The organism is Hungatella effluvii, assembly GCF_003201875.1.
In the GTDB taxonomy this organism is placed as follows: domain Bacteria; phylum Bacillota; class Clostridia; order Lachnospirales; family Lachnospiraceae; genus Hungatella; species Hungatella effluvii.
In genome coordinates, this window is sequence record NZ_QJKD01000022.1 from 40,170 (window position 1) to 52,145 (window position 11,976).

Here is an 11,976-nt window from a genome sequence, read left to right on the forward strand (position 1 = left end):
TCTATTCGGTCAGTTGGATCATACGGATGACGGCCTCATCAAGGGAGAAGCTCTCATCCGTCTTCTGCTGCAAAAACTCATATATTTTATCAATTCTCATCAGCGCGTCGTCCAGTTCCTTATTGGTCCCCTTCTTATACGCTCCGATGGAAACGAGATCGATGTTGCTCTCATAGACCGAGAGAAGTTTCCGGATCTTTCCGGCCGCCGCTTTGTGCTCCGGCATCACAATGTCGCTCATCAGACGGCTGACGCTGGATAAGATGTCGATGGCCGGATACCGGTTCTGCGTCGCCACCTTTCTCGACAGCATGATATGGCCGTCGATAATGCCGCGCACCGTATCGGACACCGGTTCATTGGCGTCGTCGCCTTCCACCAGAACCGTGTAGATTCCGGTGATGGAGCCTGTCTCAAAATTGCCCGAGCGCTCCAGCAGCTTCGGAAGCTCCGAGTAAATGGAGGGCGTGTACCCCCTCGCTACCGGCGGTTCTCCGATACTTAGTCCCACTTCCCGCTGCGCCATGGCGAATCGGGTGAGGGAATCCATCATCAAAAGCACATCCATGCCCTGATCCTTGAAATACTCCGCGATTGTAGTGGCCGTCATGGTGCATTTGGAACGCATCATAGCGGACTGGTTGGAGGTGGCCACTACCAGAACCGAGCGCTTTAAGCCCTCTTCTCCCAGATCCCGGTTGATAAATTCCACAACCTCACGGCTCCTCTCACCAACAAGCGCAATGACATTGACATCAGCCTTCACATTCTTGGCGATCATACCCATCAGCGTACTCTTTCCCACGCCGCTTCCGGCAAAAATTCCCATTCTCTGCCCCTTGCCAATGGTTAAGAGGCCGTCGATGGCCTTGACACCCATCTGAATCACGGTGTCGATTCTGGGCCGTTCCATGGGGTTGGAACGTTTTCCCGTTATGGGATAATAAGCGACTTCTCCCAAAGGCCCCTGCCCATCGATGGGCATTCCCATAGCATCCACGGTACGGCCGATCAGCTCATTGGAGACCGGTATGAGAAGACGCTCCCCCGTATTGCAGACCGCGCTTCCGTATCCAATGCCTTCTGTCTCCTCGTAGGGCATCAGGAGTACCCTGTTTTCACGAAATCCCACGACCTCCGCCTTCACCGGCGGATTGTCTCCCGGAACGTCGATGGTACAGACATCCCCGATCCTGCAGGCAGGCCCCATGGCTTCCACCGTGGTTCCTACGATCTTGTCTATTTTCCCCAGATATGTATACAAATTGGCGTTCTGAACCGCCTGTCTCACATTCTCTATCATCTTATGCGCCGCCTGTCACACTATTTCAGCAATTCCGCCAGCTGCCGCTTTAAATTCTCCAATTGCACAAACACGGAGGCGTCCACGATTCCTTCCTCCGTCTCAATCTGTACATAGCCAGGCTGCTGCTGCTCCGGTCTGATGCGGACGTATCCGCCGTTTCTGTCTCTCAATGGTTCCAGACGTCTCTCCAGTTCCTCCACCAGAACGATGGAGTCGTCCGATAAATGCACGGTGATCTCATTCTTATCACGCTCCGACATCACGGCCTGCTCTACTAAATCGGCCAGTCCCTCTGCGCCGGCGCCTACCTCTCTCTGCAGGATTTTCTCTGCGATTACAAGGGCCATCTCTGTAATTCTGGCCTTTATCTCCTCCGAGTGCTCTTCCAGCTGGCGTCCCGCCTGTTCCACGGACCGTCCGATCTTTTGCAGCCCATCGGATATGTCTGCTTCGGCCCTGTTAATCCCGTCTTCATAGCCGCGTTCCTCTGCCTGCTGTTTCAGCCGTTCCGCTTCCGTCAGGGCCGTGTTCACAATCTTATCCCGCTGGGCGTAAGCGTCCTCTAAAATCCTGGCGGCAGACTGTTCTGCCTGGTTTCTGGCATGCTCCAGAATCTTTCTCTTTTCTTCGGATATCAGTGCATAACGGGGCACCGCTCCATCCGCGGCTTCTCTGGCCGTATTACCCGGTTCCCCGCTTATCTCCTCCGCCTGGGCGGTCTCGGGGCCGGTCATCTGATAGGCCGGAACTCTTCCTTCCCCCAGCACCGTCTGTCCGGACTTGATTACCCTATACAATGATCTCATCCTTTCCATCCTTGGAGATTACGATCTCGCCCTCTTCCTCCAGACGGCGGATCACAGCCACGATTCTCTGCTGCGCCTCTTCCACGTCGCTCATACGAATATTATGCAGGTACTCCATGTCGCTCTGTATGGATTCTCTCATACGGCTGGACATATTGGCAAAAATTGCGCTCATCACATCCTTGTTGGACACCTTTAACGCAACCGCCAGATCCTTGGAATCTGTCTCTCTTAAGAAGCGTTGGATAGACAGCGGATCCAGGTATGCGATATCTTCAAATACAAACATCAGCTTGCGCACATCCTCGGCAAGCTGGGGATTCTTTAAGTTCAGTTCGTCAAAAATGTCTCTCTCCGTGCTGCGGTCCACATGGTTCATAATGTCGGCGATGTAGTTGAGTCCGCCCACCTCCATGGTCTCCTCCGAAGATGAGGAGCCGATCTTCTTCTCCAGCACCTCTTCCGCAATCTTGATTGCCATCGGCAGAGCCCGGTCCATGCCTGCGATGCGCTCCACCACATCCACCCGTGTCTCCTGGGGCAGATTAGCGATGATCTTAGACGCCTGCTCCGGCGTGGCGTATGACAGTATGAGCGCCAGCGTCTGCGGATGCTCGTTCTGTATAGCAGTCATCAGGGTCTTATAATCCACTTTTCTGATAAAACTGAATGCCTTGGTCTTAAGCGCCTTGCTGACCCGGTCCATCAAATTTCTGGCCTGCTGCTGGCCAAATGCTTTTTCCAGCACTTCCTTGGCGTAGTCTTTTCCGCCCTCGGTAATCACCTTTTCCGTCACACAACAATTATAAAAGTCCTTGGCAATGTCTTCCATCTCATCCGGTGCCAGGTGAGGGAGTCTCGTAATCTCCATGGACAGCTGCTCCACTTCATTCTCTGTCAGATACCGGAACACCTCGGAGGCCCGTTCCGTACCGAGCATGGATATGACGGCCGCAGCTTTTTCTGCTGGTCTTCTTTCTTCTGCCGGCATATTACTTCTTCTCCTCCTTCAGCCAGGTACTTATCATGGATGCGATAATCTCGGGATTGTCCTCTGCGAAGGAACGAACCTGATTCACCGGGTCCTGGGGTTTTACCGGAACGTCGGCAATCTGGTTCTCCACTGCGCGCTCTTCGGCGCGTTCCGCAATGTCGCTGTCCAGATCAAAAGCATCTCCCTCAAACGGTCCGAAAAGCTCCTGGTCTTCTTTTTTCTGTTTCTTTCTTCTGTGGCGTAATATGAGGAACAGAAGCACGAGGAATAGGAAAACGCCGGCCGCGGCTCCCGCCACCAGCACGCGCGGATCGATTCCCCCGACTCCCGGAGCCGTCACCGGAATCACCGGTTTTTCCGGTTCCGGAGTTTTATCCGTTGCAATCTGCTGGAAGCTGGATACCACAATGTCTTCCTGTGCGATATTGGCAGCCTTCGACGCCGCGTCGATCAGCTGCTGTTTCTTCGACTCCGTCAGATTATTATCATTCACTGTGATGGCCACGGTGGCCTTCTGCAGCTTCACATTGTCTTTTTCAATCTGTTTCTTAATATAGCCCACCAGATAATCCACATCGCGGTAGTAATCTCCGTTAGCCCCATTGGCTCCGCCGGTTCCTGCCGCACCGTAAGTCGGAATATCCGTGTTATTCTCTTCCCCTGCCACACCGCCGGCGCCTCCGCCCTGGCCGTTTACCGACTGGCCCGACTTATAGTGATCCACCACGCCCTGACCGTTGTCCTGAGGCTCATACTGCAGGTCCTCGGTGATCATCTTATCGTAATCGATGACTACGGTAGCAGATACGCGGATCTGTCCTGGAGGATACGCAAGAGTCAGCACGTTCATAATCTTATCCTGAAGCCGCTTCTCCACCTTTGTCTCAAAATCCAGACGGCCCAGACCGTAGCTGGTCAGACCACCCACATCGTCCGATACCATTTCCTGCATGGTCTCAGCGTTGACTACGGTCACATTCTCCGGCAGAAGCCTGGGAACGCTGTTGGCAATCAGGTTCTTGATCGCGCCCACCTTCTCCGGCGACAGCTCACAGGAGGGCATCAGAGTCAGTGAGACCGCGCCTGTACTGTCAGCACCCTGATCGTCCCACACGTAGTTGCTGTCGTCGGATACGTTTAACGTCACTATGGCGTTCTTGATGCCGTTCATATCCTTCAGTGTCCGCTCAATTCTGTCCTGAAGGTTTAACAGCAGGTACTGGCGCTTCTCAAATTCCGTTGTTGTAAAGCCCATATTATCCGAAAAAATGTCAAAAGGAAGTGCCGTTTTCGGATATCCCAGTTCTGACATATCAAGCATAATGTCACCGACCTGGTTCTCCGGAACCGTCACTTCTCCTTCTGCATTTCTCTTCGCGCCGACTCCACGACCGTTCAGCACTGCGAGTATCTCGTTATTCTCTTCTCTTGAAATACCGGGGAAGAGCACCACGTATTCCCCGTCTTTATTCGTATTTAACAGAATTGCCGCTGCCAGTGCGATTATGACCGCTGCCAGTATCCCCGCTGCTGCGGCTTTCTTTTTTTTGCTGCCCAAAAGACGGCCGATCGTATCATTGCCATCGACTGCCGTTTTCACTTTTTCTTTCATACCCATAGTTCCACCACTGCTATCTTTCTGTTATTTTATATCTGCATTCCCATAATCTGAGTGTACGCACTGACTGCCTTACTGGTCAGCTGGGTCGTAAACTCAATTGCAGCAGCGGATTGTTCTGCCTGAATCAAGGCTGTATGTAAATTATCGATCTGTCCGGCAGCAAGCTTCACGTCCATTTCTCTGGTATCTTTTACTGCCTGATCCGCTTCCTTTACCGCGTCCGTCAATATATTCTGAAAACTGTTTTTCACCTGTTTCTGCGGGGTCTTGTCAAGTTTTTTCATCTCCTCCAAAGATGAAACTCCTTCCAGCCTCGTAATTGGCACTATAAACATATTTCCCCCTCCAAGCACCCCTCTTATTTTGTTTTGGTTACAAAATTTGGTTATTTTTAGTATAACTTTTTAATATCGTTACGTCAACTTAAAACTTAAGAAAAAAGTCGGTTTTTGTAATAATTCTTACGTTTTTCCATAACTTACCATCAACTGCCCAAATAGATAATGCAAATATTTATTTCACATAAAAAAACCACCATATTTTAAGGCAGTTTTCTGTTTCAGCCATAAAATACAGTGGTTTGTAATCATTTCTTAATGAACCCAGACTCCGTCAGAGTTCAGATAGTAGCCGCCGACGCTCGTCCCGCGCACCATCATTCCGGTATCCGGTGCGAAGTAATACCACTTTCCGTTGTCCAGGAGCCACCCGGTGTGCATGCTTCCGTCGCTGTCGAAGTAGTAAGTATTGCCGCCCAGTGTCATCCAGCCGGTCTGCATGCTTCCGTCGGCCGCCAGGTAATACCATTTCCGGTTATCCTGGAACCAGCCGGTCTGCATCGCCCCGTTGCTGTCCATGTAATAATATTTGCCGCTTTTCATCTGCCATCCGGTTAAAATGTAGCCATCGTAATCGAACAGATACCATAAGCCGCCGATGTTCTGCCACGTATTTGCAGGATAGCTTCCGTCCGCGTTGCGGTACCACCATCCGTCTGAATTCTTCACCCATCCGATATTAGCCGGTGTCAGATTTGCATTCTGCCTGCCCGCTCCCAGACTGTATGCCTGGTCGTCATCGATATCCTGTTCATCGGAATATACCCAGTCACCGCTGGTTATGTAACCCTGTTCCTCCGTATCCTTCGGGATTGCACGGACACGGAACTGGTAGCGGCCCGCCTGGGTCATAAAGGGATAGAAATCATAGGTGGTGGCGTTTACCTTTGCCACACCCTGAATCATCTGGCCATCGCGGTACAGCTTCAGTTCATACGCTCCAGCGTAGGGAACCTCTTCCCAGGTACCTTTTCCCAGCGGATAGCCTACCCACTCCGCGGAATTCGTAATATCCAGAGTGCCGGAAGCCGGTGTCAGTTTTACAGTCAGAAGGAGTGTCTCGTTATTATTCTGGCGTTTTACCGAGCCATAGGTCGCTCCCGAGATCTGGAACTTCCCCGCTCCTGTGGTCTTTTCGAAATAACAGCCGCTTCTGGCATGGATCTCGATCTGTACCTTTGGCACGTCGCCCGGTTCCCAGTATTCCTTATTGCCGCTGACCCACGTGTAAGCTCCGATGGTATAGAGATTACTGTCAGTCGTCACATAGACCGTAGCCGCATCCAGATCGTAGTCGGCCTTCACATCGGAACGCACCTTGATCGACACGGAAGTGATCGGTGTTCTCGTCTCATTTTTTACCGCTGCCAGAGCTGTGCCTGAAGCGCCCGGCAGCGCTGCCGTCAGCAAGCCACACGCCAGAACAGCCGCGGCGGCCCGTCTTAACCTGCGTAACATATCTTATCCTCCTGTCTGCTACGGTATCCAGATACCATCCGGATTAATGTAATACTTTTCAACGACTCTGTCCTTCACCATCCGTCCGCTGTCCGGATCCAGATAGTACCAGTTGTCCTTATAGCGGATCCAGCCAACCGCCATGCTGCCGTCCGGATTCATGTAATACCAGTCGCCGCCCTGCTGAAGCCATCCGCCGGACACTTTTCCCACCTGCGGATCCAGATAATACCATACCCGGTTGTACTGGAACCATCCGGTCACCATGTCGCCGTTGGTCGTCAGGTAATATTCCCGGCCGTCCTTCGTCTGCCATCCGGTCAGCATATAGCCGCCCATGTCAAATAAATACCATTTATCATTGATTAACTGCCAGCTGTTTACCGGGTACGTTCCGTCCGCGTTCCGGTACCACCAGCCATTCCTGTCCTGTTCCCATCCGGGATTCTGCGAACCGGGGCCGTCTCCCTGCCCAGGTCCCTGGCTGCCGCTGCCCGAGCTGCCGCCGGAACTGCCGTTTCCTGAGGACTTCCGTGTCTCCGCCGCCTCAGCATCCCGTTTTGTAATCTCCTGATTATCGGATTCCGTCCACTCTCCGGCCTTTAAATAATCCGCTTCCGACTCCGTCTTCGCCACGGCTCTCACTTTGAAATAGTAATCGCCCCGCGTCGTCATATGAGAGAAGAAATCATAATTGGTGGAGGACGTCTTTTCCACCCGGTACACCATGCTGTCTCCGCAGTAAAGCTTTACTTCATAGGCCGGAGCGTTTTCCACCTTGCTCCATCTCGCCTTGCCCAGTGGCGTCGACTCCCAGTAAGCGCTCTCCACGGTTCCCAGCGTTCCTTTCACGCCCTTCAGTTTTACCGACAGTATCAGGGAATGGTTGTCCGTCTCCTTCTTTGCCGACGAATAGACAGCTCCCTTTACGGTGGCCTTTCCGGCATTAATGGAGTTGAAATAGTATCCCTCCTCCGCTTCCAGCCTGATGTTTACCTTCGGAGTCTCCCCTGCCTTCCAGCTTCCCCTGGAATTGGCGAAATCGCACGATACCACCCGATACTTTGAGCTGTTGGATGTGGCCGAAACCGTTCCCTCATCGGCTTCCGCTTCCACCGAAGAGGTGACTGTGACCGACACGGTCTTGATTGCCTCCTCTGCGTAAGTAACCATGGAAAAACCGGCTGCCATGATCGTTATAGCGGCAAGAAGCAGCCACAGCCTGCCGGATTTGTTATTGTATCTCATCTTGTTTTCCCCCTGCTCATGTTCATTTGTTTAAAATCTTCTATTCTTTCATACTCTCCGTTGATCCACTCTCCGCAGGCCGCCTACCACGGCCTCCGTATCGACACAATCGTGCGGTACGCCGGGTTGTCATCCACCCGGATTCCCGCTTTTGCCGAGCGAGCGTGGACAATTCTGCCGCCTCCGATATACATGGCTACATGGCCCGGATAACAGACCAGATCTCCCGGTTCCATCTCTTCATATGCTATTTCCCTGCCAAAACCGGCCTGCTCAGCGGACGTTCTCGGGATAGAAACACCGAAGTGGCGGTAGACCGACTGAACGAAACCGGAGCAGTCCGCTCCCGAAGTCAGGCTGGTGCCGCCCCACACATAGGGATTCCCGATAAACTGCAGTGCGTAGTCCGCGACATTCCGTCCGAATTCCGAACCACCCGTGCTCTTGATCATTCCGGGGCCGCTGTTTTGCGCCGACCCGGCATTCCTCCGAAGTTCTTCCGCCCTGCGTTCCTCTTCCCGCTTTCTTTCCTCTTCTTTTTGAAGAAGCCGGATCTCCTCCGTCCTCTTCCTTATAATCTCGGCCTGGCTGCCGGCTTCCGCCTTTGCCGCCCTGAGTCTGCGGTCAAAATCAGACTCTTCCGCCCTTTTTTTCGTAATCATGGTCCGGAGCGTCTTTTCCCGGACTCCATATTCCTGTTTTAAGCTCTGAAGCTCCGACTGCCGCTCCTCCAGCACTTCCTTCCGGCCCAGCGCATCGTTCTTCGTCTTCTCATACTCTGTGATCAGCTTCCTGTCATACTCATAGAGCTGCTGAAAATACTCATTCCCATTGATCACATCGCCGATGGTTTTCGCTTTCAGGAGGATGTCCAGATAGGTGACATCGCCTTCTTCATAAATATACTGGATCCGCTTCTTCAGTATCTCGTACTGACGCTTCCGCTTTTCCTCCGCCTTCTGGTATTCCTCTTCCTCTTTCTCAATCTGCCGCGTCATATCGGACATGTCTGTCTCCAGCAAGTCCATATCGGTCAGCAAGTCTGTCAGCTCCTGATCCAGCTGGCCCGCCTGCACCGCGGCTTCCCCTTTTTTCTTCTCCAGTTTCTCCGCTTCCCCGTTTACCGCCTCGTACCTCTCCTCCGCTTCCTTTTTCTGCCGCTCCGCTTCGGATATGGGCGAGGCCGCCGAAGCAAATGAAAGCATCTGCCCCAGGCAGACCGCTGCGGTTACATAAAAAAGAAAACGGCAGCACTGAACCGGTTTCTGATGCCCCATCATTTGTAATCCCCTGACTCATATCATAATTATAAACGTTGTAACCGTTTGCTGATATCAGTGTACCATAGCTGGGGAATAATTTCAAATTAAGAATAAATTACTAAACTATTCTAAATTCTGTAACCTGCAGCAAAATAAAAAGACCGGCATCCGACACATCACGTATCGGACACCAGTCCATTCTCATCAATTCTATTTTCTGAGGGAAAGTCTTACAAGCGCTCTTCTGAGTGCCAGTTCCGCCCTCATGGTATCAATTTCACCGCTCTCTTCCTTCAGGCGGCGCTCCGCACGGATTCTCGCTTCCTCCGCACGGTTACCATCGATCTCATCCGGCCACTCAGCCACTTCGGCCATAATGGTGATTCTCTCCGGGAGAATCTCAATAAATCCGGACATCAGAGCCGCCTCCTTAACCTCGCCCTCCTCATGAATCTTTAAGATTCCGGGAGCCACGATAGCGGTCAGCGGGATATGATTTCTGTATACACCGATGTCCCCCTCCGTTGTCGTAAGTTCCACCATGGAAGCTTCTCCATCGTAAAATCTCCGCTCAGGAGTAATCACATGCAGTTTGAATAAATCAGCCATATTCCCACCCCCTATTTCACACGGGCAAGAACATCATCCATACTACCTGCATTTAAGAAATAGCTTTCAGGAATATCGTCATGTTTGCCTTCCAGAATCTCCTTGAAGCCCTGAATCGTATCGGCAAGCGGAACGTAACGGCCTTCCAGACCGGTAAACTGTCCTGCCACGAAGAACGGCTGGGATAAGAATCTCTGAATCTTTCTCGCACGGGAAACGGTAAGCTTATCCTCTTCTGAAAGCTCATCCATACCCAGCATGGCGATGATATCCTGTAACTCTTTATACTTCTGAAGTACTTCCTGCACGCCGCGGGCTACCTTGTAGTGTTCTTCACCCACGATACGCGGGTCTAAGATACGGGAGGTGGACTCCAGCGGATCTACTGCCGGATAGATACCAAGCTCTACGATCGCACGGCTTAAAACGGTGGTCGCATCCAGATGGGCGAATGTATTTGCCGGAGCCGGGTCAGTCAAGTCATCGGCCGGCACGTAAACAGCCTGTACGGATGTGATGGAACCGTTCTTTGTCGATGTAATACGCTCCTGGAGAGCGCCCATCTCCGTCTGCAGAGTCGGCTGGTATCCAACCGCGGATGGCATACGGCCAAGCAGAGCGGAAACCTCGGAACCTGCCTGCGTGAAACGGAAGATGTTGTCGATGAACAGAAGGACATCCTTTCCTGCCTGGTCACGGAAATACTCTGCCATGGTCAGTCCGGTCAGTCCGACTCTCATACGGGCTCCCGGCGGCTCGTTCATCTGTCCGAACACCATGGTCGTCTTATTGATAACACCTGATTCCTGCATCTCATAGTATAAGTCGTTGCCCTCACGGGTACGCTCACCAACGCCGGTGAATACGGAATATCCGCCGTGCTCTGTAGCGATGTTACGAATCAGCTCCTGAATTAATACGGTTTTACCTACACCGGCGCCGCCGAACAGACCGATCTTACCGCCCTTCTGATAGGGGCAGAGAAGGTCGACTACCTTGATACCTGTCTCCAGGATCTCGGTCTCTGTGGACTGCTCTTCAAATGTAGGAGCCGGTCTGTGGATCGGTAAGTACTCTTTCACTACCGGCTTTGGTTTATTATCGATGGGATCACCCAGTACGTTAAAGATACGTCCCAGGGTCTCTTCACCGACCGGTATCGTGATCGGCGCACCCGTTGCGACGGCTTCCATACCACGCACCAGTCCATCGGTCGAGCCCATGGCGATACATCTTACGGTATCATCGCCAAGGTGCTGGGATACTTCCACAACCAGTCGGTTTCCGTTCTTCATCGTGATGTCGATCGCATCATTGATGCTCGGAAGCCTGCCCTGGCTGAACTTGATATCCAGTACGGCACCGATGATCTGGGTGATCTTACCAATATTTTGTTCTGCCATCTTGTTTCTCCTTTATTTTATAATGAAGTCCGGTTCGCCTTCGCGCTCCCCGAACCCGCTATACCTATGATATCGCATTGGCACCTGCAATGATCTCGGTGAGTTCCTGCGTAATGGAGCCCTGTCTTGCACGGTTGTATGCCAAACCAAGTTCTTCAATCATCTCTTCCGCGTTATTCGTCGCTGAATCCATGGCTGTCATTCGAGCGCCGTTCTCACTTGCCACAGCCTCTAAAAGCGCGCCATAAATCAAGCTGCTCATATATTTCGGAATGATGGAATCCAGCACCTGATCTTCATTCGGTTCGTAGTTCATGAGCACCAGGTCCGTCTTTTCGCTGTCTTTGCCGGCTTCCACGGGAAGCAGCTTCTTCAGCGTCGGAATATGGGTCACCGTATTTTTGAATGAAGTGTAGGCCAGATAGATTTCACCGATCTGGTTCTGACCAAACGCATCCAGAAGTTCCGCAGTCACATCCGCCGCGTCGCGGTAGATCGGCTCATTGATAACCTCGGAATAGTCCTCGGCGATCGCATAGCCTTTTCTCACAAAGGAATCCTTTCCCTTACGGCCGATTGCATAGATGACGGTGTTCTCCGGAGTGAGTCCCTCCGTGCCCGTTACCAGCTTGACGATGTTGTTGTTATAACCGCCCGCCAGTCCACGGTTGGAAGTGATGGCGATTACCGCCTTCTTCTTCGAGTCTCCCGCCTTTAAATACTTGTGCTCAATACTGCCGGATTTGCGCAGCATGGAACAGATGGTATCGTACATCAGGTCGTAATACGGTTTTGATTCTTCCGCCTTCGCTCTGGACTTCTGCAGCTTCACGGTGGATACAAGCTTCATGGCTTTCGTAATCTGCTCGGTGCTTTGAATACTTTCTTTTCTATGTTTGATATCCCTCATGGATGCCATGATTCTTCACCT

At 52.1% G+C, this 11,976-nt stretch carries 11 protein-coding genes; all 11 read right to left on the reverse strand.

Annotated elements, in window-relative coordinates:
- Position 1: 1 nt before the first annotated feature.
- The gene (locus DFR60_RS26845; protein ID WP_110326021.1) at positions 2-1,303 is read right to left on the reverse strand and encodes a FliI/YscN family ATPase; all 1,302 of its coding nucleotides are present in this window, start codon (positions 1,301-1,303) and stop codon (positions 2-4) included.
- A gap of 20 nt (positions 1,304-1,323) precedes the next feature.
- Positions 1,324-2,112: a FliH/SctL family protein gene (locus DFR60_RS26850; RefSeq protein ID WP_110326023.1), complete on the reverse strand. Its 789-nt coding sequence runs from the start codon at positions 2,110-2,112 to the stop codon at positions 1,324-1,326.
- Complete coding sequence (gene fliG, locus DFR60_RS26855) at positions 2,096-3,103, reverse strand: flagellar motor switch protein FliG (protein ID WP_110326025.1); 1,008 nt, start codon at positions 3,101-3,103, stop codon at positions 2,096-2,098. Before fliG ends, DFR60_RS26850 begins: the two co-directional genes overlap by 17 nt.
- A gap of 1 nt (position 3,104) precedes the next feature.
- The gene (gene fliF / locus DFR60_RS26860) at positions 3,105-4,724 is read right to left on the reverse strand and encodes a flagellar basal-body MS-ring/collar protein FliF (protein WP_110326027.1); all 1,620 of its coding nucleotides are present in this window, start codon (positions 4,722-4,724) and stop codon (positions 3,105-3,107) included.
- 29 nt (positions 4,725-4,753) lie between these two features.
- Entirely contained in the window at positions 4,754-5,062 is a 309-nt protein-coding gene (gene fliE, locus DFR60_RS26865; RefSeq protein WP_002605118.1) for a flagellar hook-basal body complex protein FliE, read from the reverse strand.
- Positions 5,063-5,320: 258 nt separating this feature from the next.
- Positions 5,321-6,523 carry a PspC-like choline-binding domain-containing protein gene (locus DFR60_RS26870; RefSeq protein ID WP_110326029.1) on the reverse strand — a complete coding sequence of 401 codons (1,203 nt, stop codon included), beginning with the start codon at positions 6,521-6,523 and terminating at the stop codon, positions 5,321-5,323.
- Between the two features lie 18 nt (positions 6,524-6,541).
- Positions 6,542-7,771, reverse strand: a complete 1,230-nt coding sequence (locus DFR60_RS26875) for an N-acetylmuramoyl-L-alanine amidase family protein (RefSeq protein ID WP_110326031.1) — start codon at positions 7,769-7,771, stop codon at positions 6,542-6,544.
- A gap of 83 nt (positions 7,772-7,854) precedes the next feature.
- Positions 7,855-9,051 carry a C40 family peptidase gene (locus tag DFR60_RS26880; protein ID WP_110326033.1) on the reverse strand — a complete coding sequence of 399 codons (1,197 nt, stop codon included), beginning with the start codon at positions 9,049-9,051 and terminating at the stop codon, positions 7,855-7,857.
- Positions 9,052-9,243: 192 nt separating this feature from the next.
- Positions 9,244-9,642 (reverse strand): ATP synthase F1 subunit epsilon, encoded by a 399-nt coding sequence (atpC, locus tag DFR60_RS26885; protein WP_110326035.1) that lies wholly within the window; start codon positions 9,640-9,642, stop codon positions 9,244-9,246.
- Positions 9,643-9,653: 11 nt separating this feature from the next.
- The gene (gene atpD / locus DFR60_RS26890; protein WP_055659131.1) at positions 9,654-11,045 is read right to left on the reverse strand and encodes a F0F1 ATP synthase subunit beta; all 1,392 of its coding nucleotides are present in this window, start codon (positions 11,043-11,045) and stop codon (positions 9,654-9,656) included.
- Positions 11,046-11,109: 64 nt separating this feature from the next.
- Positions 11,110-11,964 (reverse strand): ATP synthase F1 subunit gamma, encoded by an 855-nt coding sequence (gene atpG, locus DFR60_RS26895; RefSeq protein ID WP_002605124.1) that lies wholly within the window; start codon positions 11,962-11,964, stop codon positions 11,110-11,112.
- Positions 11,965-11,976: the final 12 nt, after the last annotated feature.